At 67.7% G+C, this 19,463-nt stretch carries 19 protein-coding genes; 6 read left to right on the top strand and 13 right to left on the bottom strand.

Annotated elements, in window-relative coordinates:
• Positions 1–48: 48 nt before the first annotated feature.
• Together NS6_RS13970 and NS6_RS13965 are read right to left on the bottom strand one after the other, a co-directional pair.
• Entirely contained in the window at positions 49–813 is a 765-nt protein-coding gene (locus tag NS6_RS13970; RefSeq protein WP_068041483.1) for an SWIM zinc finger family protein, read from the bottom strand.
• Positions 813–3,617 carry a DEAD/DEAH box helicase gene (locus NS6_RS13965; RefSeq protein WP_068041480.1) on the bottom strand — a complete coding sequence of 935 codons (2,805 nt, stop codon included), beginning with the start codon at positions 3,615–3,617 and terminating at the stop codon, positions 813–815. Before NS6_RS13965 ends, NS6_RS13970 begins: the two co-directional genes overlap by 1 nt.
• Positions 3,618–3,901: 284 nt before the next feature.
• On the opposite strand from NS6_RS13965, the gene NS6_RS13960 reads away from it, so the two are divergent.
• Together NS6_RS13960 and NS6_RS13955 are read left to right on the top strand one after the other, a co-directional pair.
• Positions 3,902–4,264: a hypothetical protein gene (locus NS6_RS13960; RefSeq protein ID WP_068041478.1), complete on the top strand. Its 363-nt coding sequence runs from the start codon at positions 3,902–3,904 to the stop codon at positions 4,262–4,264.
• Positions 4,265–4,315: 51 nt separating this feature from the next.
• Complete coding sequence (locus tag NS6_RS13955) at positions 4,316–5,023, top strand: HNH endonuclease family protein (RefSeq protein ID WP_068041475.1); 708 nt, start codon at positions 4,316–4,318, stop codon at positions 5,021–5,023.
• A 10-nt stretch (positions 5,024–5,033) separates the two neighbouring features.
• On the opposite strand, the gene NS6_RS13950 is transcribed toward NS6_RS13955, so the two are convergent.
• The 4 genes from NS6_RS13950 to pdhA form a co-directional block, all read right to left on the bottom strand.
• Positions 5,034–5,849 (bottom strand): sulfurtransferase, encoded by an 816-nt coding sequence (locus NS6_RS13950; protein WP_068041472.1) that lies wholly within the window; start codon positions 5,847–5,849, stop codon positions 5,034–5,036.
• Positions 5,850–5,954: 105 nt separating this feature from the next.
• Complete coding sequence (locus NS6_RS13945; protein ID WP_068041673.1) at positions 5,955–7,511, bottom strand: dihydrolipoamide acetyltransferase family protein; 1,557 nt, start codon at positions 7,509–7,511, stop codon at positions 5,955–5,957.
• Between the two features lie 39 nt (positions 7,512–7,550).
• Positions 7,551–8,525, bottom strand: coding sequence for an alpha-ketoacid dehydrogenase subunit beta (locus NS6_RS13940; RefSeq protein ID WP_068041469.1), 975 nt, complete (start codon positions 8,523–8,525; stop codon positions 7,551–7,553).
• Positions 8,522–9,649: a pyruvate dehydrogenase (acetyl-transferring) E1 component subunit alpha gene (gene pdhA / locus NS6_RS13935; protein ID WP_068041466.1), complete on the bottom strand. Its 1,128-nt coding sequence runs from the start codon at positions 9,647–9,649 to the stop codon at positions 8,522–8,524. The genes NS6_RS13940 and pdhA overlap by 4 nt, the downstream gene beginning before the upstream one ends.
• A gap of 144 nt (positions 9,650–9,793) precedes the next feature.
• Between pdhA and NS6_RS13930 the strand changes: the two genes are divergently transcribed.
• Together NS6_RS13930 and NS6_RS13925 are read left to right on the top strand one after the other, a co-directional pair.
• The gene (locus NS6_RS13930; protein WP_068041464.1) at positions 9,794–10,288 is read left to right on the top strand and encodes an Lrp/AsnC family transcriptional regulator; all 495 of its coding nucleotides are present in this window, start codon (positions 9,794–9,796) and stop codon (positions 10,286–10,288) included.
• A 72-nt stretch (positions 10,289–10,360) separates the two neighbouring features.
• Positions 10,361–11,200 (top strand): SDR family oxidoreductase, encoded by an 840-nt coding sequence (locus NS6_RS13925; protein ID WP_068041461.1) that lies wholly within the window; start codon positions 10,361–10,363, stop codon positions 11,198–11,200.
• A 240-nt stretch (positions 11,201–11,440) separates the two neighbouring features.
• Here the strand turns inward: NS6_RS13925 and NS6_RS13920 are convergent, their stop codons facing one another.
• The 7 genes from NS6_RS13920 to NS6_RS13890 all read right to left on the bottom strand — a co-directional run bounded on the left by NS6_RS13920 (position 11,441) and on the right by NS6_RS13890 (position 17,841).
• Positions 11,441–11,887: an acyl-CoA thioesterase gene (locus NS6_RS13920; RefSeq protein ID WP_068041668.1), complete on the bottom strand. Its 447-nt coding sequence runs from the start codon at positions 11,885–11,887 to the stop codon at positions 11,441–11,443.
• Positions 11,888–11,929: 42 nt separating this feature from the next.
• Positions 11,930–12,880 (bottom strand): AraC family transcriptional regulator, encoded by a 951-nt coding sequence (locus NS6_RS13915; RefSeq protein WP_068041457.1) that lies wholly within the window; start codon positions 12,878–12,880, stop codon positions 11,930–11,932.
• Positions 12,881–13,123: 243 nt separating this feature from the next.
• Positions 13,124–14,263, bottom strand: a complete 1,140-nt coding sequence (locus tag NS6_RS13910) for a DUF5925 domain-containing protein (protein ID WP_068041664.1) — start codon at positions 14,261–14,263, stop codon at positions 13,124–13,126.
• Positions 14,264–14,426: 163 nt separating this feature from the next.
• The gene (locus tag NS6_RS13905) at positions 14,427–14,876 is read right to left on the bottom strand and encodes a nitroreductase family deazaflavin-dependent oxidoreductase (RefSeq protein WP_068041454.1); all 450 of its coding nucleotides are present in this window, start codon (positions 14,874–14,876) and stop codon (positions 14,427–14,429) included.
• An 89-nt stretch (positions 14,877–14,965) separates the two neighbouring features.
• A complete protein-coding gene (locus tag NS6_RS13900) occupies positions 14,966–16,384 on the bottom strand; it encodes an NAD(P)(+) transhydrogenase (Re/Si-specific) subunit beta (RefSeq protein WP_068041451.1) in 1,419 nt (472 codons plus the stop codon).
• Positions 16,385–16,387: 3 nt separating this feature from the next.
• Complete coding sequence (locus tag NS6_RS13895; RefSeq protein ID WP_033244390.1) at positions 16,388–16,708, bottom strand: NAD(P) transhydrogenase subunit alpha part 2; 321 nt, start codon at positions 16,706–16,708, stop codon at positions 16,388–16,390.
• Positions 16,708–17,841: a Re/Si-specific NAD(P)(+) transhydrogenase subunit alpha gene (locus tag NS6_RS13890; protein WP_068041448.1), complete on the bottom strand. Its 1,134-nt coding sequence runs from the start codon at positions 17,839–17,841 to the stop codon at positions 16,708–16,710. Before NS6_RS13890 ends, NS6_RS13895 begins: the two co-directional genes overlap by 1 nt.
• 275 nt (positions 17,842–18,116) lie before the next feature.
• Here NS6_RS13890 and NS6_RS13885 point away from each other — a divergent pair, with 275 nt between their 5' ends.
• Both NS6_RS13885 and NS6_RS13880 read left to right on the top strand, forming a co-directional pair.
• Positions 18,117–18,575 carry an HIT family protein gene (locus NS6_RS13885; protein ID WP_068041445.1) on the top strand — a complete coding sequence of 153 codons (459 nt, stop codon included), beginning with the start codon at positions 18,117–18,119 and terminating at the stop codon, positions 18,573–18,575.
• Positions 18,576–18,625: 50 nt separating this feature from the next.
• The gene (locus tag NS6_RS13880; RefSeq protein WP_068041443.1) at positions 18,626–19,462 is read left to right on the top strand and encodes a maleylpyruvate isomerase family mycothiol-dependent enzyme; all 837 of its coding nucleotides are present in this window, start codon (positions 18,626–18,628) and stop codon (positions 19,460–19,462) included.
• Position 19,463 lies beyond the last annotated feature (1 nt).

Raw genomic sequence — 19,463 nt, 5'->3', positions numbered from 1 at the left:
CGATGATCGTGACCGGCGTGGGCCCGCCCATCGGATACCGGCGCGGCACTACCTCTCGGTCATCGACGAGTACATCGTGACCAGGGCCCGATTCGCTGCGGCGGCGGTGGTTTCGTCGGCGCAGAGCATGCGCAGCGCGCGCCGCAGCAGCGCCGGATCCAGCTCGTCCAGCGCGGGCTCGCCGCGTGGTAGGGGTAGCTCGGGTAGTTCGAGTGCGTTGCCGTAGGGGTCGATGGTTTCGTCCATCTGGTCGGTGGCCGTTTCGACTCCGCCGATCAACCGCTCGATACTCAACCCGCGCACGGCGAGCAGATCGCGGGGATGTTCGTCCAGCCGTTCGGCCAGCAGGCAGACGACCGCGATCGCATGCTTGCACGGCCAGCCCGGATCCGGGCAGCTACAGCCGAAATCGATATCGGCGGCGGTTTCCGGTACCAGGTGCGGGGCGAGTTCGCGGGGCAGATCCCCGGACACGATCCGTGCCAGCATCCCCGGCGCGGACCGGATCACCTCCACCACCAGTTCCACTTCCTCCGGCCGCAGGCGACGGATCTCGCAGGTAGTGGTGAACGGACGCGGTTGACTGCCCTGTACCTCGGCGGTGACGAGCCCCGGTTCGATGCGATAACTCACCACCTGCCCCGCCCGCGCGTAGGTGCGCCCACGGGCGAGCCGGCCGGGGTCGGCAAGCCGTTCCATCACCTCGAGCAGCGCCTTGCCCCAGAAGTTGCGGGCAAACCCGCCACGGCGGTTACGGGTCGACGCCCCGCCGGATACCGGCCGGCGTTTACCGTATTCGGCGAAATCGGCCACTACTCCCCCACCGCCTCGGCACCCAGGCGGAACAAATGGGCCAGATCGTCGTCGCCGAGTTCGGTGATCCAGTTCTCCCCCACCCCGACAGCGAGATCGGCGAGATCGCGTTTACCGGTGATCATTTCGTCGATCCGCTCCTCGATCGTGTCGACGCAGACCAGTTTCCGCACCTGAACCGCGCGCTGCTGCCCGATCCGGAAGGCGCGATCGGTGGCCTGGTTCTCGACGGCGGGATTCCACCAGCGGTCCAGATGCACCACATGATTCGCGGCGGTCAGGTTCAGGCCCGTACCCCCGGCTTTGAGCGAGAGCAGCATGAGCGGCGGCCCGTCGGCCCGCTGGAATGCCTCCACCATGCCGTCACGGCGTTTCTTGGCGACCCCGCCGTGCAGGAACGGAACCGGGCCGCCGAAACGTTCGGTGAGATACGGGACGACGAGTTCGCCGAATTCCCGGAACTGGGTGAACAGCAGCGCTTTCTCCCCCTCGGCGAGGACCGCGTCGAGCACATCCTCGACGAGCGCGAGCTTCCCGGAACGGTGCGCACCCCGGCGCAGTACGGCGGAGGAATCGCCGAGGAAGTGGGCGGGGTGGTTGCACACCTGCTTCAACTTGGTGAGGGCACCGAGTACGGCCCCTTTCCGGGCCATTCCCTTGGCATCGCGCAGTTTTTCGAGCATATCCTCGACAACGGCCTGATACAGCGCCGCCTGTTCGACGGTGAGATTGGCCCGCACGGTCATCTCGAATTTCTCCGGGAGATCATCGATCACGGCCGGGTCGGTTTTCACCCGGCGCAACAGGAACGGCGAGGTGACGGCGCGCAGCCGGGTGACGGCGTTCTGATCGTTCTCCCGTTCGATCGGGACGGCGAAACGGGCACGGAAGGTCTGCGGGCTGCCCAACAGTTTCGGCACCGCGAAATCGAAGAGGGAACGTAGCTCCTCCAGCCGGTTCTCCACCGGAGTGCCGGTGAGCGCAAGCCGATGCCGGGCCGGTAACGCCCGCGCTGCCCGCGCCTGCCTGGTAGCGGCGTTCTTGATGTGCTGCGCCTCGTCGAGAACCACCCGCTCCCATTGCGGACGGGACAGGTCGGCGATATCGCGGGCGAGCAGCGCGTAGGTGGTGATCACCAGATCGGCGCCGGCCACGGCCGAATCCACATTGCTGCCCTGCGCCCGGCCGGGCCCGTGATGCACCAGAACCCGGAGATCCGGAGCGAACCGGGCGGCTTCCCGCTGCCAGTTACCCACCACCGACATCGGGCACACCAGCACCGTCGGCCGCGGGATGGTGTCACCTTCGCGTTCGTGCAGCAGCAGCGCGAGCACCTGGATCGTTTTCCCGAGACCCATATCGTCGGCGAGGATCGCCCCGCAGTTCAGCCGATTCATCGTGGCCAGCCACGCCAGACCCCGTTCCTGGTACGGGCGTAGCTGCGCCTTCAGCCGGGCCGGCGCGGCCACCGGTTCCTGCGCGCGGCCGGAGTCGAAAAGTGCTGCCGGCCAGCCCTGGGCGGTGACCTCGGTGAGCGGTACCCGCCCGACCTGGTTCGCGGCGATCTCCCCGATCAGATCGGCGAGGGTGATCTCGTTGTCGCCGGTGTGCAAGGCGACGAATTTCGCGGCAGCGGCGAGGGCACCGTGGTCGGCCTGCACCCATTCCCCGCGTAACCGCACCAGATCCGATTGCACCGTGATCAACTGCCGCATCTCGGGCTCGGACAGCACGCAATCGCCGAGTGCCAGCTCCCAGCGGTAGGACACCAGCCCGTCCAGGCCGACCGTGCTCTCGGCGGCCGGCACCGCGGCACCGCTGACCCGCAGCCGCAGGGTGGGTTCGGTGATATTCCAGGCCCGGGGCAGCAGCAGCGAGATCCCGGCGGCAGACAGCGCCTGTGCACCGTGCGCGACCAGGTCGGCAACCACTTCCGTCGGCAACAGCAGGTCGAGGCTGTGCGTATCGGCCGGGACATCGCGCAGCCGTGGGTAGGCGCGCTGCGCTTTCCCCAGCCATTCCAGGCCGGTCCGTACCTCGTCCGCGATTCCCGGCACCGGGATCGGCCGCGGTGCCGCGCCGTCGGCGCGCAGGCAGACCTCCAGCCGCCACAACGCGCAATCCCCGGGCACCTCGGCGAATTCGCCGTCCGGTTCGCGCAGCCGCAACACCAGCTCCGGTTCGTCGGACGACCGCGTCTCCCGCCACTTCCGCAATACCTCGGCCACCTGGTGGCTGCCCGTCTCCACCGGACCGTCCACGGCCAGCGCGTGGGCCAGCGGGTGTTCGTGGGCATTCGCGGCCAGTAGTTCGCGCACCATCGGATCGGTCAGTTCGGTGACCATATCGGCGAGCACATCGGCCGGTTCCCCTGCGACGCGCAGGGCCGGGGGTGCCAGTGCCGCGAGTTCGGCGAGCCAGGCGCGCTGACCGGCACCACCGACCAGCCGCCAGCGGGCCCACCACTGGCCATCCTCACGCCGCAAATCCGGCACCACCGCGCCCGCCCGTATCCAGCGTTCCAAGCCGAGTACGAGATGCGCGAGGAACCGCAGGTCACCGGCCGCGGCCGCGGGTGGCAACCGCTGCCGCAATGCGGCGGCCGCGGCGGCGGGTGCCAGCGCGTGGGCCCGGACCGTTTCCCGCCGGGCACCGGCCTCGTCCACGAGGAGCACCTCGGCGCGGTGCCGGAACCTCGACTCCGCCAGTACCGAGCCGAGCAGGCCCCCGACCGGCTCGCTCTCCTCACCCGGGGCACGCCACAGTAGTAGCCCGGCTCCGGGCGACCACAGTCCGTGCAGCATCGTCCCATCAAATCAGCCGGGTCCGACACGCGGTGCACCGTACCCACCTGCTTCCGCCCGGCACCCGCTCCGGCGCGCCGGGCCATTTCTGGATTTATCGACCACGACGGCACATACTGGGAAATATCCGCTGGTCACCGTCGTTATCCGCCATCCACGCCAGCCGGGCGGAGCCCGCACCGGACGAGCTGTCCGGCATCGGCATGCAGTAGGCGGCCCACACCGGCCCAGGAACAGCGGTCCACAGCACACAGCGGCGCTATCGAACAGCGGAGGGCAGCAGTATGACAATTCTGCTCCAGGTTCTCGAGCAGAGCTACACGCCGACCACGCCCTGGGAACGACGGAAATTCACCTTCGTGGATGCCGGCAATATCGTCGGTATGCGGTTGGACGGCCAATGCGGTGTCTGGCTGGATCTGTCCCGGCCCGGCGAATCGCAGCGGCTCGCCCGCACCGAACGTCCCGAGGATGCCATCACCTTCCTGCTCACAGCTTTCGCCAAGATCGCCGAATGTCTCGACAGCGGCGGTTCCTGGGTGATCGGCCACGACGGGGTACGTATCGCATCCTTGGTCGCTACGCGTTTCCCACCGCGGAGCAGCGGGGTCGACAACGACGAACTGCTGGCCCGAGCCTGGCTGTGATCCACCGGGCGCCGGAAACTGTCGGCACGCTCGGGTATACCGGTAACCGTGATGACACGGGGGAAGATTCACACGGTTTCCGCACTGCTCACCGCCTGCTTGTTCGGCCTGCTCACCGCCTGCGCGGTCCCGCCCGGCCTGCGGCCCGCACCCGGTAGTCCCGGGCGCGCGCAGCTCGAACAGCTACTCGCCACGGTCCGGGTGGTATCCGAACGCCCGCGCACCGGCGGCTACGAGCGTGATTGCGGGGCCGGGCAGGGGTGCGTTTTCGGGCCGGCCTGGTCCGACGATCACGACGGTCCGGGCGGTCACGACGGCTGCGATACCCGTAACAATGTGCTGGCCCGTCAGCTGGTGGAAATCGCCTACCGGCCGGGCACCGCGGGCTGCGTCGTCCAGTCCGGCATCCTCGCGGACCCGTACACCGGAAACCGGATGGTGTTCAGCAAAGAGAACGCCCGGCAACTACCCGTGGACCATATCTATCCGCTGGCCGCCGCCTGGGATATGGGAGCCGCCGCGTGGTCACCCGCGCAGCGCATCCGCTTCGCGAATGATATCGACTACAACTTGCAGGTCACCGATCGCGCGACCAATACCGACAAGAGCGACAGCACACCCGCCGAATGGTTACCGCCGTCGCGTCCGGGGCACTGTTACTACGCGGGCAGATATCTCACTGTCGCTGTGCGCTATCAGCTCCCGGTCACCGGCGGGGACCACGCCGTATTGCGCGATATCACGGGACGGTGCGGCTGAAATGGCTCGATCAGGTCCCCGTTGCCACGGGGCGTTTCGAATCGTGCGCCCACTGCGACCACGAACCCGGATACAAGGCCGCCTCCACGCCCACAACCGCGAGTGCCGCGATCGCATGCGCGGCGGTGATTCCCGAACCGCAGTACACCGCGACCGGTTCGCCACCGAGATCGCGGTACCGCCGGCGCAGCAGCTCCGGCGGCAGAAAGCAGCCGTCCTCGTCGAGGTTCTCGCTGGTCGGGGCGCTGACCGCGCCGGGAATATGCCCGGCTCGGGGGTCCACCGGTTCTTGTTCGCCGCGATACCGTTCGGCGGCCCGGGCATCGATCAGCACGCCCTCCCAGCGGGCGGCGGCATCGGCATCGATCACCGGCAGCCGGCCGGGATCGAGTTCGATATCGCCGAGTCCGGGGTCCGGTTCCACCCCGGTCGCCAAGTCACCGCCACTACGCAGCCAGGCGGGCAGCCCGCCGTCGAGGATGCGCACATCGGTGATCCCGGCCCAGCGCAGCAACCACCACGCCCGCGCGGCCGACATACCGCCGAGCGCGTCGTAGACCACGACCGGGTCCCCCGCACACAGGCCCCAGCTGCGAGCGCATTTCTGGAGCTGCTCGGGGTCCGGCAGCGGATGCCGGCCCTGGGCCGGTGTGGGTAATGCGGCGAGTTCGGTGTCGAGGTCGACGAACACCGCGCCCGGGATATGGCCGTTCTGGTACTGCTGTGGCCCCTCCGGGTCACCCAGTTGCCAGCGAACATCCAGCAGGCGCAGGTTTTCTTCCGTTGATTCCCGCAGTTCTTCAGCCGAGATCAGTACCGCGTTCACCGCAGCTCCTCGTCCAAGAGTCTGGAACAGATTTTGCCACCGTACGCGCGCGTGGCCTGCTACGTCCATGCGGCCACCGGACAATTCACCTACTTGCGGGCCTGCTCAGATCCGGGCGAGCAGGGTCAGCGGATCTTCCAGCGCGCCCGCCACCGCCGCCAGGAACCGGGCGGCGAGTTCTCCGTCGATCATGCGGTGGTCGAAACTCAGCGTCAGCGTGACCACCGACCGCACGGCCAGCTCACCGCGGAAGACCCACGGTCGCATGTTCACCGCACCGACACACAGAATCGCCGCCTCACCCGGATTGACCAGCGGTGTTCCCGATTCGACCCCGAACACGCCGACATTGGAGATGGTGAACGTCCCGCCCCGCAGGTCGGAAAGACCTGCCCGGCCGTCGCGGGCGGTCTGTGCCAGCCAGCCGATCTCCCGACACAGTTCCCGCAGGCTCAGCGTCTGCGCGTCTTTGATGTTGGGCACGAGTAGTCCGCGCTCGCTGGCCACGGCGATACCCAGGTTGACGAAATACCTGGTGACGATCTCCGAATTCGCCTCGTCCCAGAACGTGTTGATCCCGGGATACTCGGTGAGCGCGGCGAGCACGGATTTCGCGACCAAGGCGAGCGGTGTGGGGGTAAGCCCCTCGAATGTCTTGGTGGCGCGCAGATGATCCAGCAGTTCCAGCGATGCCGTGATATCGACCGTACTGGAGGTGGACGCCTGCGGGATCGTGCGGGCACTGGCCACCATGGCGGCCGCGGTGCGCTTGCGTACCCCGGAAATCGGCGTGCGCTCCTCCCGAACCGATCCGTCGGCCCGCTGCTCGATACGCGCGACCTCCTCGGCGGTGTGCTCGCGCGGTGCGGGTTCCGATACCGGCACCGCACCGCGAACGTCCGCGACGGTAACCGCGCCTTCCGGCCCGGAGCCGGCCACGTACCAGAGGTCGATTCCCAGCTCCCGCGCCAGTTTTCGCGCACCGGGAGTGGCGGCTGCCCGACCCGCGCCGAGCCCCGATGCCAGGTCGCCCCCACCGGGTGCTGCACCCGGCGGTGCCGCCGTGCCGCGCCCCCCACCTGCCACATCGAACCGCGTACCCCGTCCGATTCCGGCCGGCGAACGCCCGCCCGCGTCTGCCTGGGTATCGGCAAGACTCTGCTCGTGCTCGGCCCCGGTTCGTTCCGGAAGCGCCGCGGCCGTCCCACCGGCCCCGGCACCCGCATCCGCGCCGATGACACCCCCCTCGTAATCGATCCCGGCAGCCTCCGTCTCCGCGGGCGGGGCGGACGCCGTGGCACGCCGGCGGCGCCGGCGAGACGGCGGATTCTCCGTCTCCGGGCCGTAGCCGACGAGCACCGACGTACGACGACCGTTCCCGTCCGGCGCGGGCGTGCTGGTACGGATCCGCAGCAGCGGCGCCCCGACCTCGATCGTCGTACCCGGTTCGGCGAGCAGTTCCACCACAGTGCCCGCGAACGGCGAGGGCAGCGCGACCACCGCCTTCGCGGTTTCCACTTCGGCGATGGTCTGATTCAGTTCCACCTCGTCGCCCACCGCGACGGTCCAGTGCTGCAGTTCGGCGTCGGTGAGTCCCTCGCCGAGGTCGGGCAGGCGGAACTCCAGGATCTCGCCGGGGTCGGCATGTGCGGCATCGTCCACGGTGGGCACCTCCGGCTGGGCGTCAGGGTGGCGGGGCACTCAGGCGGCAAGCGTGCTGTCGACCGCCGCCAAGATGCGGTCCGGATCGGGCAGGTGATGCTTTTCGAGCTTAGCCGGAGGGTAGGGAATATCGAATCCGCCGACCCGCCGGACCGGCGCTTCGAGGCGATAGAAGCAGCGTTCGGTGATCCGGGCCGCGATCTCCGCGCCGATTCCGCCGGTGACCGGCGCTTCGTGCACCACGATCAACCGACCTGTCCGGTCCACCGATTCGGCGATGGTATCGATATCCAGCGGTGCGAGGCTGCGCAGATCGATCACTTCGAGCGAAAGACCCTCTTCGGTAGCGATTTTCGCCGCGGATACCGCGGTGGCGACCGTGCCCCCGTACGCCACGAGGGTGGCGTCCGAACCCGGTACGCATACTCGCGCCCGGTCCAGCGGCAGCGAATCCGTTGCCGCCGGGTCCAGTTCGGCCTTGTCCCAATAGCGGCGCTTGGGTTCGAAGAAGATCACCGGATCGTCCAGCGCGATCGCCTGGCGGATCATCGTATAGGCGTCCGCCGGGTTGCTCGGCGACACCACCCGCAGACCCGCGGTATGCGCGAAGTACGCCTCCGGCGACTCGGAATGATGTTCCACGGAACCGATCCCGCCGCCGAACGGAATCCGGATCGTGAGCGGAGCGCTCACCATTCCCCGCGTCCGGTAATGGATTTTGGCGACCTGCGAGACGATCTGATCGAACGCCGGATAGACGAAACCGTCGAACTGGATCTCGCACACCGGCCGGTAGCCACGCAGCGCCATCCCGAACGCCGTGCCCACGATGCCGGATTCGGCCAGCGGCGTATCGATCACGCGGCGGTCGCCGAAATCCTTCTGGAGCGTATCGGTCACCCGGAACACACCACCCAACCGGCCGATGTCCTCACCCATCAGCACCACCTTGGGGTCGTCCTCCAGAGCGGTGCGCAACCCGGCGTTGAGCGCCGCGGCGAATGTGGTGATCATGAGCGGACTCCTTCCTCGCGCAGGGTGGGCGCGACGTTCTCGCCGGAGGCCGGGTCGTCGGCCAGATATTCGGCGTAGTCGCGGCGCTGAGCCGCGACGAGAGGATGCGGGGTCGCGTAGACGTGGTCGAACAGTTCCAGCGGGTCGGGATCGGGCATGGTGAGCGTGGCCGACCGGATCCGGTGCGCCACCTCGCCCGCGCGTTCGTCCACCCGCCGCTGCGCCGCCGGATCGAACAGCCCTTCGCGTTCGAGCAGCCGCCGCATCCGCAGGATCGGGTCGCGGCGGGCCCATTCCCCGGTTTCCGCGGCGGTGCGGTAGCGGGTCGGGTCGTCGGCGGTGGTGTGCGGGCCCATCCGGTAGGTGATGGCCTCGATGAAGAAGGGCCCGCCGCCGGTGCGGGCGCGGGCAGCTGCCTGCCGGGTGACGGCCAGGACGGCCAGCACATCGTTGCCGTCCACCCGGCTCGCCGGGATCCCGTGCCCCACCGCTCGCTGCGCGATCGGGGTCGCGCTCTGTAGATGCACGGGTTCGCTGATCGCCCAGTGGTTGTTCTGGCAGAAGAACACGACCGGGGCGCTCCAGGTGGAGGCGAAGGTCAGGGCCTCGGCGATATCGCCCTGGCTGGTGGCGCCGTCACCGAAATAGGCGAGAGTGGCGATCTCCGCTCCGTCGAGATGGGCGGCGTAGGCGTAACCGGTCGCGTGCAGGCCCTGCGCACCCACCACGATCGCCGGGTTGGTCATATTGATCTCCGCCGGATCCCACGACGAATGCGCGACCCCGCGCCACATCGGGGTGATGGCCCCCGGGTCCACTCCGCGGCAGTAGGCGACCGCCGCCTCGCGGTAACTGCTGAAAACGTAGTCGTCGGGCTGCAGCGCATGTGCCGAACCGACCTGCGCGGCTTCCTGCCCCTCCCCCGGGGCCCACAGACCCAGCTGCCCCTGCCGGGCGAGGGCGACGGCCTCGGTATCGATCCGCCGGCTCACCACCAGGTCTTCGTAGAGCTGCCACAGTTCGTCCGGCCCGATATCGGCGATCAAAGCCTGATACTCGGGATTGTGTACCCGAGCGCCGTCGGGCTGGATCAATTGCACCGGATACTCGGTTGTGCCGGACATCGGCCTCGCCTCCTCACGCGGGTCACGCGCTGATGTGGCCTACAACACACAGCATCCACGCTTAGGCGAACTGCGCAAGTCTCGATCCGGAAACTGAGCATTTCGCACGGTTTTCGGAGGTCCAGGGCTGTCATACTGCGCTATATGACCAGCCAGGAAAGCACCGACCAGGTATTGGACGCCACAGACGCGCGGCTCTTGCTCGAACTCACCACCAGCCCCCGCGCCACCGGCGTGGAACTGGCCGCCCGGCTCGGACTTTCCCGCAATACGGTGCAGGCTCGGCTCGCACGCTGGGAAGCCGCCGGGGTCCTGCGCAGTTTCGAACTCCGAGTGCAACCGCGCGCATTGGGGTACCGGCTCTCCGCATTCGTTGCGGTAGTCGTGGACCAGCATCGTCTCGACGCCGTGGTCGACGAACTGGCCGAGGTACCGGAAGTGACGGAGGCGTGTGGAATGACCGGCCCCACCGATCTCACGGTCCGCGTGGTTGCCCGCGATGCCGACGACCTCTACCGGATCGCCGGGCAGATACTGAAGATCCCCGGCGTGGTCCGCACGAATATGACCCTGGTGATGCAGGAGCTGGTGGGCCCGCGCACCGCGCCCCTGCTGCGCCGCCTGGCCGAGGGCGCCTGAACCACAACGACCTACCATTCCTATTTAGCGACATATCTAGGCTTGTGTCGCAGCAAGAGATAGGGTGCCGACATGGAGCACTCAGGCACAGTAACGGACGCCTTCACCGGCCGGACCGCCATCGTCACCGGCGGTGGATCCGGTATCGGCGCGGCACTGGCCCGAGGGCTGGCCGGCCACGGCGCGAAGGTCGTCGTCGCCGACCTCGACCCCGCCACCGCGGCGAAGGTCGCGGACGATATCGGAGACGCCGCTATCTCCGCCGGCGGGGACGCCGCCGACCCCGAGGTGATCGCGCAACTGATCGCGGCCACGGAATCCGCCTTCGGCCCCGTCGACTTCTATTTCGCGAACGCCGGTATCGGCGGCGGCGCGGGCCTGGACAGCACCGACGCGCAATGGTCGGCCGCCCTCGAGGTCAACACCCTCGCCCATATCCGCGCCGCCCGCCTCCTCGTCCCCGGCTGGCTGGAACGCGGCAGCGGCTACTTCGTCAGCACCGCCTCCGCCGCCGGCCTGCTCACTCAACTGGGCTCCGCACCGTACTCGGTCTCCAAACACGCCGCGGTCGGCTTCGCGGAATGGTTGTCGATCACTTACGGCGACAAGGGAATCGGCGTCAGCTGCCTCTGCCCGATGGGAGTGGACACGGCACTTCTCCGGGAGGGGATGATCCCGGAGAACAACGCCGAAGCGGGCCGGTTGGCGATCACCGCCGTGAAATCAGCGGGAGCCGTACTCAGCCCCGAAGAGGTCGCCGACACAGTCCTGGCCGGGGTCGCGGCCGGCGATTTCCTGATCCTCCCGCACCCGGAAGTCCTGCAGATGTACCGGAACAAGGGCGCGGACTACGACCGCTGGATCCGCGGTATGCGCCGCTTCCAAGCCGCCCTGGTAAACCCCGGCAGTTGATATCTGCCCCCGATATCCACCGATGCCGATCAGGCCGAGCTACCGAACCAACGAAGCGGAACGGCCCCGCGGAGCACTTCGACGGAGCGAATGACCGCGCAACAATCACTGAACACCACCGGCGGCAATATCATGGAAAGCCCGGCGTGAGCAGCGATTCGACCCCGAGCAACGCCCACGATCAAGTGCACGTAGCGGGGTACGTGGCCGGTCGGCGCGATCTGTGGTCTGCGGCGCGCGCTAGGTTCCCGGGTCCTCGGTGACCAGTGTCCGGGCAGCGCTACGGATGACCTCGGGGATCTCGACCGGTTTACGTGTTTCCTCGTCCACATAGACATGGACGAAGGTGCCGGTGGCAGCGAGTTCCAGGTCCTGTCCGGCTTCCCGGAAGATCGCCAGGTCGTAGGTGATGCTGGAGCGGCCGAGGCGGGCGATTCGCAGACCGACCTGCAGCGTGTCCGGAAAGCTGAGCGAGGCGTGGAACCGGCAGGACGTCTCCGCGACGATCCCGATCGCGGGCAGTTCACGGATATCGGTGCCGGTCGCGTCGATCAGCCACGCATTTACGGCGGTATCGAAGTACGCGTAGTAGGTCACGTTGTTCACGTGCCCGTAGTGGTCGTTATCGGCCCATCGGGTGGGCACCGGCCAGAGCACCGGATACTGCGTCGTCACCCGGCCGACCATACCGGGCCGGTCGGCAGACACGGCCGCTACGCCGGATCCGGATCAACTGGCCGAGGAGACCGCAGGCGCGCCGCCGGTCCGGTGTTCCCGCGGGCTGACTCCGAAGTGCCGTTTGAATGCGGTACTCAAGGCGAACGCACTGCCGTACCCGACTCGGCGGGCGATGGCCTCGACCGTGTCCTCGGTGCCTTGTAGCAGGTCGGCAGCCAGGTCGAGACGCCATTCGGTGAGGAATGCCATGGGTGGTTCCCCGACCAGTTCGGTGAACCGGCGGGCCAGCGCTGCCCGCGATGCCCCGGCTTCCTGGGCCAGCGCGGCCACGGTCCACGGATGGGCGGGGTTGTGCTGGAGTAGCCGCAGGGCCTTTCCGACCAGCGGGTCGCCGTAGGCGTGGTACCACGGTGGCGCCTCGGCGCCGGAGAACCAGGTGCGCAGGGTCGAGATGAGCAGCAGGTCCAGCAGGCGGTCCAGCACCACGCCTTGGGCGGGTAGATCCTTGATGGTTTCGTCGGTGAGCAGGTCGAGCAGCCGGTCGTCGGAACGGCCGCGGGGCAGCACCAGCATCGGCGGCAGTGCGCGCAACAGCCGCCGGCTCACCGCGCCCACATATTCGTAGGATCCGGTGACCAGCACCGTTTCCCCGTCCGGATCGTTGCCCCATTGCCGTACTCCGAGACTCATCGTCTCGCAGAGCACTTCACCGTCCAGAGTCGTGGTGACCTGCCCCGGGTTGATCAGGATCTGCGGTTCGGTCGCGGGATCGTCGGCGACGGTGTAGGGCCGCGGCCCCCGGAGCACCGCGACGTCACCGGACGCGATCCGCCGCGGCTCGCCGTCGGCGGTGAGCACCCACGCCCATCCTCGGACCACGGCAACGAGCGTCAGCGGCGATTCGTCCCGGATCCGCAGCGACCACGGCGGGCGCAGCATCGAACGCAGCACGAACGCTCCCCGGGCCCGCGGGCCTTCGAGCAGCGCCGCCAATGCATCCATCCATCAACGATAACCGCGGCGCGTTCCGCACCGATCAGGATGGGGAAGCAGGTGCCCGAGCAGTAGTTCGATCAGCAGGCGTACGGATCGCCCGCGGCGATCGGATCACCGCCACCGCGGACACCAAAGCCGAGCCGTAGGTTACCGCCGCCGCAGTCCACCCGTACCCGGGCACCGCGAGGGCAAGCACGAATGGCTGGATATGGATGGCCGAGGCCGTTCATCACTTCCGGTCGGCAGTTGCTACAGATACATTCCGCCCTCGGCGTACTCGGTACGTACCGCGATGCTTTCGGCGCGGTCCCGGAGTGCGACGAGTTCGGCGAGTGTGGCGCCGGTGGCCGGAATATCGGCGGGGGTATCGCCCAGCCAGGTCCGCGCTTCGGTGGCAGTCAGTTTGCCGATTTCCACCTGCGCCAGACACCGACCGGGCCGGGTCACGGCCGGATGTAACCGGGACAGGTCCTCGTTGGTGCTGATGGCGACCAGTACGTCACGGCCCTGGCCCAGCATTCCGTCGGTGAGATTGAGGAGCCGGGACAGACCCTGTCCCGAGGAGGATTTGGCTTCGGCGTGGATCAGCTCGTCGCAGTCCTCCAGGATCAGCAGCCGCCAGCGGTCCGATTCGTCGTCCTCGCCTTCGGCACCCATCGCGGCCCGCATCAGGTAGCCGGGTTTGGCGAACAGCATCTCCGGGTCGAGTACGCAGTCGGCCTGGCACCACGGGGACCAGGCTCGGGCGAGCGAACGCAGGGCCGTGGTCTTACCGGTACCGGGCGGGCCGTGCAGGAGCAGCAACCGGCCCCGGATATCAGCCGGGCGCATCGCCATCAACCGGTCCAGCGCACCCGCGACCGGCGCGCCGTAATTGCCCCGGATCTCCGGCCATTCGGGGGTGGTGACGGCCAGGGCTCGCCGGGTCGCGCCGCGGTCGCCCTGATGCCAGAAGCCCATTTTCACCGCGGTCAGGTCGGTGGGGGTGGGCTGTTCGGCATCGTGGACCGATTCCGTGACGATTCGTTCGGCCAGCTCGTCGCTCACCGCGACCACTTCCAGCGTGGCCGATTTATCGGCCCACCGGTCGGCACGCAGGGTCCAGCCCTCGCCGAGCACCAGAATCGACTGCGAATCGGCTTCCACGACCGAACGTGAGATCTGCGAACCCGGCGGCCGCAGCAGGGCGTCCGGACGCACTCGATCCAGCTGTTTCTTGCGGTAGTACGGCTGCACGCCCCGGCCGAAGAGGCTGAGGGTGAGCATGTCGAGCAGGTCCCGCGGGGTGGAATAGGAATCGAGGACGGCCGACCAGGGCAGTGCGTCGGCGGGGTCTGCGGTGGCGGGATCGAATTCGATCAGGCGAAGTGGTTCGTTGCGTTCGGACATCGCCGACCATGATCTGCCTGCATGGACCGCACCGTCCACCCATTTTCCCACGTCCACGAACTGACCGCCGGGACTGCCGCCGATGATCGCCGTAGCGAAGCGCTCTCGGCGAGCCGGGATCACACCGTGCCCCGGCCGACAGGACGGAACACGGGGCCGGGGCTCAGGACCTGATGGACAACTCGACCATCGGCACCGTATCGATCCCCCGGCCGGTGGCCTGCTCGATGATGCCGCTCAGCTTCCGGTAGGCCTTCGGATGGCGGATCCGATAATCCGCCAGCACCACCGCCGTCTCCTGACGCTCCAGTGGCCGGGCCACCGCGGGGGCCCGGTAGCGGGTGCCGATGCTCACCCGGCAGCGTGGGTCGGCCAGCAGATTCTGGTACCACTGCGAAGTCTCGCCGAAGCCCGAAGCGATGATCACGGTATCGGTGCCGGGACGGTCCACTGTTTCCAGTGCGACATACCGCGCTTTCCCGGAGGCACGGCCCGTATGCTCCAGCAGGAGTAGCCGGCCCCCGAAGAGAAAGCCGAGGCGGGCGCGGAACGCCCAGATCGGGGCTCGTACGAACCACCGGGTACGCAGAAGTTTTACGCCGAGATCCGCCATTCGTCGACGTTAACAGCACACGGCCCCGGCACACGGTCGGCAGTGTGGCCGAACGCGCACCGGGGCCGCCGGCACGGACTCCCGCGCGTTTACAGGGCCTTGAGTTCCTCGGTGACCGCGCCCACCGATTTCTTCGCGTCACCGAAGAGCATGGCGGTGTGGTCGGCGTAGAAGAGCGGATTGTCGATTCCGGCGAACCCGCTGTTCATCGAACGCTTCAGCACGATCACCGATTTCGCCTGGTCGACGTTGAGGATCGGCATTCCGTAGATCGGGCTGGCCGAATCCTCGCGAGCGGCGGGGTTGGTGACATCGTTGGCGCCGATCACCAGGGCGACATCGGTGCGGCCGAATTCGCCGTTGATATCGTCCATTTCCTTCATGGCGTCGTAGGACACCTCGGCCTCGGCGAGCAGCACGTTCATATGCCCGGGCATCCGGCCGGCCACCGGATGGATGGCGTATTTGACCTCCACCCCCTTGGCTTCGAGCAGGCCCGCCATCTCCTTCACCGCGTGCTGCGCCTGGGCGACGGCCATCCCGTAGCCGGGGACCACGATCACCTGGTTGGCGTACGCCATCTGGATCGCGGCGTCGGCAGCGGAGGTCGCCTTGGCCTGCTTCTGCTCACCGTTACCGGCAGCGGCAACCGTACCGCCGCCACCGAATCCACCGGCGACGATCGCCGGGATGGAGCGGTTCATGGCCTTGGCCATGAGGTTGGTGAGGATGGTGCCGGACGCGCCGACGATCATGCCGGCCACGATCATGGCGGTGTTGTTCAGCGCGAGACCGGCCGCCGCGGCCGACAACCCGGTGAGAGCGTTCAGCAGCGAGATGACCACCGGCATATCGGCGCCGCCGATGGGCAGCACGACCATGAGACCCAGCACGCCCGCCGCCAGCAGCAGCCCGACCATCCACCACTGCGTAACGCCACCGTCGGAGGCACCGAGACCGATCACTACCGCCGCGGCGATCGCGGCCACCAGCAGCAGCAGGTTCACCGGCTGCTGCAGTTTGCCCAGGCCGATCGGTTTACCGGGCAGGATCTCCTGGAGTTTCCCGAACGCGATGAGCGACCCCCAGAACGAGATGGAGCCGATAATCGCGGCGAACAGCGAACCGACGATGATGTGCACCGTCGGTTCCTCACCGTGATGGAAGGTGGAGAACCCGGTGGTATCGATGAATTCGGCCCACGCGATCAGCGCGACCGTACCGCCACCGACACCGTTGAAGGCCGCCACCAGCTGCGGCATGGCGGTCATCTTGGTGCGCAGGGCGGGCGGCACACCCAGGCCCACACCGACCGCCAGACCGGCGACGATGAGGATCCAGTTGCTCGTATCGCGGACGGCGATGAGCGTGGCGACCACCGCGAGGGCCATACCGGCCGCGGCGATCCAGTTACCCCGGACCGCGGTCTTCGGGCCGGTGAGCCCCATCAGGCCGTAGATGAAGAGGGCGAAGGACAGGATGTAGAGGATATCGACCAGATTGTCCATGGATCACTGACCTGCCTTCTCGGCACCCGCGCCGGGCTTCTTACCTTTGAACATGCCCAGCATCCGGTCGGTCACCACGAAACCGCCGATCACGTTCAGGGTTCCGAACACCAGGGCTACGAAGAGGATGATCTGCACCCCGATCGAGGGGTCCTCCATCCGGCCCAGGGTGACCAGCGCACCCAGTACGACGATGCCGTGGATAGCGTTGGTTCCCGACATCAGCGGGGTGTGCAGGGTATTGGGGACCTTGGAGATCACCGCGAAACCCACGAACCCGGAGAGCACCAGAATGGCGATATTCGCCAGCAGCTCGCTGTACATCATTCGGCTTTCGTTGTCGGTTCGGCGTCACGGGTGACGCAGGAATCGGCCAGCACCTGATCGGAGAAGTCCGGTTTCAGTTCGCCGTCGGCGAGCATCAGTTCCAGCAGTGCCGAAATATTCTTCGAATACAGCTCACTGGCGTGCTCGGGCATGGTGGCGGGCAGGTTCAGCGGCGAACTGATCGTCACGTCGTGCTTGACCACGGTTTCGCCGGGTTCGGTGAGTTCGCAGTTGCCGCCGGTTTCGCCGGCCAGGTCCACGATCACGCTGCCGGGTTTCATCCCGGCGACGGCGGCGGCGGTCACCAGTCGCGGCGCGGGACGGCCCGGCACCAGCGCGGTCGTGATCACCACATCGAAACCCTTGATCGCGTCTTCGAGGGCCTGCTGCTGTTTCGCCTTCTCCTCGTCGCTCAGTTCGCGGGCGTATCCGCCCTCACCGGCGGCGTCGATACCGAGATCGAGCCACTGCGCACCGACCGACCGGACCTGATCGGCGACCTCGGGTCGCACGTCGTAGCCGGTGGTCCGCCCGCCGAGCCGTTTGGCCGTGGCCAGCGCCTGCAACCCGGCGACGCCGACACCGAGCACCAGCACGGTCGCCGGTTTCACGGTTCCGGCGGCGGTGGTCAGCATGGGGAAGAAACGGGTCGATTCCGAGGCCGCCAGCAGTACTGCCTTGTATCCGGCGACATTGGCCTGCGAGGACAGTGCGTCCATGACCTGCGCCCGCGAGATCCGCGGGATCGCCTCGACGGCGAACGCCTGCACCTGCTGCTTCTTCAGTGCGTCGATCTGGTTGTCGGCATTGCGCGGCGCCAGGAATCCGATGAGCGTCCGGCCTGCGGCCAGTTTCGCGACCTCGGCATCGGTGGGCGGCGCGACCTTCACGACCACATCGGCCGACCAGGCATCGCCGATGGTGGCACCGGCCTCGGTGTAGGCGGTATCGGGAATGAGCGCGCCCTGTCCGGCTCCGGCTTCGACCACGACCTCCACTCCCTGTTTCACCAGGGCCGGAATGATCTTCGGCACCAGGGCGACCCGCCGCTCGCCCGCGGCGGTTTCGCGAACGACACCGACACGCGCCCCGCGCGGCGACGAATCGCTCACGGTCTGCGTTGTCTCCACTTGTCTGTTTCCCTCTCCTACTGTCTCCGGCCGCCGATTACGGCGCCGGGCGGGGTGTTCGTGAACACCCCGCCCGAAATCCTCGCCACCGTACATCGACGGAAGTGAGATTAGCTGAGATGCCCGTCACATCCATGCCGCAGGGCCCAGTACCTTCGCATCGGTAAATGCTGATCAAAACGGTCAATGACCGAACCGTTCCAGCGGGTCTGAAAAGTTTGCTAATTCCACCCGGCCGCCGGTCCCGGCCGGGCCGTACGTCGTAGAGTCGCCCTGTGAGCGAATGTGTTTTCTGCCTGATCGTGGCGGGTGCCGCACCGGCCCATCGGGTCTACGAGGACGACACCGTCTGCGCGTTCCTCGATATCCGGCCGATCACCCGCGGGCACACTCTGGTGATTCCCAAGAGCCACGCCACCGATCTGTCCGAACTCGACGCGGAAGCCGGCGCCGGACTGTTCCGGGCCGGGCATCGGATCGCGCGGGCGGTACAGGGTCCGGCATTCGCTGCCGACGGCGCGAACCTACTGATCAACGACGGCAAGGCGGCATTCCAGACGGTCGGCCATGTGCATTTGCACGTACTCCCCCGCACACACGGGGACAAGTTCCGGTTCGTGTCCGGTCTCGTACTGCGCCGCTCGCGCGAGCCGGAGCGGGTCGCGGCCGCGCTCCGGGCCGGTTTGGCCGCCCTCGACACCGCGGCCACCGAAACCGATTCCGATTCCGGCTGATCCGGATTCCGCACCGAACTGCCCACGCCCAGTCCACGGAAGGCACCCCCATGCCCGATCTCCCCGACCGCCCCGAACTCGTCCGGCTGCTGTCCGGCCAGTTCGACGCCCTGGCCGACCTGGTCGGCGGGCTCGACGAGGACCGGTGGCGGACGCCGTCCCCCCTGCCCGGCTGGACGGTTTTCGATGTCATCGGCCATATCATCGGCACCGAATCGCTACTGCTCGGCGATAAGCCACCGGCCCGCACGGCGCAAGCACCCGAGATCGACGTCAAGACATTGCCGCACGTCCGCAACGATATCGGGGCGCTGAACGAGATCTGGTTGCAGCGGTTGCGGCCACGGTCCGGCGCGGAACTGCTGCGGATGTACCACGAGGTGATCGATCGCCGCCGGAAAGCGTTGTCCGCGATGGACGATCAGGCGTGGCTGGCGCCCTCGCAGTCCCCGGTCGGTGAGGTGCCCTACGCGCGGTTCATGCGGGTTCGGTTGTTCGACTGCTGGATGCACGAACTCGATATCGCCGACGCGCTGGGCGAACAGGTCGAGGAGGGCGGCGCGCGCGGCGAGGTGGCGTTCACGGAGTTCGCGCAGTCGCTGCCTCGGGTACTCGCGAAACGCGGTGGAGCACCGGCTGGTTCACTGATCACCCTCCGGCTGACCGGGCCCCTCGCCCGGACACTTCATATCGAGGTCGGCGACCGGGCCGCGTATGTGTCCACCCCCGATCGGGAGGCCACGGTGACGCTGGAACTGGATTCGGGTCTGCTGGTGCGGCTCGGCGGGGGGCGCGTCGACCCCGACACCGCACTGGACCGCATCGACTTCCGGGGCGATACCGAACTGGGCCGGCAGCTGACCCGGAACCTGGCGTTCACCATCTGAG

This window comes from Nocardia speluncae NBRC 108251, assembly GCF_001613245.1.
GTDB classification, from domain to species: Bacteria; Actinomycetota; Actinomycetes; order Mycobacteriales; family Mycobacteriaceae; genus Nocardia; species Nocardia speluncae.
The sequence above is the reverse complement of the archived record's forward strand: the minus strand, read 5'-3'. Positions and strand labels throughout refer to the sequence as shown.

Bases quoted from the DNA above. Each gene is read 5' to 3' on its own strand.
- NS6_RS13930 (WP_068041464.1), top strand. From the start codon at position 9,794: ATGACCAGCCAGGAAAGCACCGACCAGGTATTGGACGCCACAGACGCG.
- NS6_RS13920 (WP_068041668.1), bottom strand. From the start codon at position 11,887: ATGGTCGGCCGGGTGACGACGCAGTATCCGGTGCTCTGGCCGGTGCCC.
- NS6_RS13965 (WP_068041480.1), bottom strand. From the start codon at position 3,617: ATGCTGCACGGACTGTGGTCGCCCGGAGCCGGGCTACTACTGTGGCGT.
- NS6_RS13960 (WP_068041478.1), top strand. From the start codon at position 3,902: ATGACAATTCTGCTCCAGGTTCTCGAGCAGAGCTACACGCCGACCACG.
- NS6_RS13955 (WP_068041475.1), top strand. From the start codon at position 4,316: ATGACACGGGGGAAGATTCACACGGTTTCCGCACTGCTCACCGCCTGC.
- NS6_RS13880 (WP_068041443.1), top strand. From the start codon at position 18,626: ATGCCCGATCTCCCCGACCGCCCCGAACTCGTCCGGCTGCTGTCCGGC.
- pdhA (WP_068041466.1), bottom strand. From the start codon at position 9,649: ATGTCCGGCACAACCGAGTATCCGGTGCAATTGATCCAGCCCGACGGC.
- NS6_RS13895 (WP_033244390.1), bottom strand. From the start codon at position 16,708: ATGTACAGCGAGCTGCTGGCGAATATCGCCATTCTGGTGCTCTCCGGG.
- NS6_RS13905 (WP_068041454.1), bottom strand. From the start codon at position 14,876: ATGGCGGATCTCGGCGTAAAACTTCTGCGTACCCGGTGGTTCGTACGA.
- NS6_RS13910 (WP_068041664.1), bottom strand. From the start codon at position 14,263: ATGTCCGAACGCAACGAACCACTTCGCCTGATCGAATTCGATCCCGCC.
- NS6_RS13925 (WP_068041461.1), top strand. From the start codon at position 10,361: ATGGAGCACTCAGGCACAGTAACGGACGCCTTCACCGGCCGGACCGCC.
- NS6_RS13900 (WP_068041451.1), bottom strand. From the start codon at position 16,384: ATGGACAATCTGGTCGATATCCTCTACATCCTGTCCTTCGCCCTCTTC.
- NS6_RS13940 (WP_068041469.1), bottom strand. From the start codon at position 8,525: ATGATCACCACATTCGCCGCGGCGCTCAACGCCGGGTTGCGCACCGCT.
- NS6_RS13915 (WP_068041457.1), bottom strand. From the start codon at position 12,880: ATGGATGCATTGGCGGCGCTGCTCGAAGGCCCGCGGGCCCGGGGAGCG.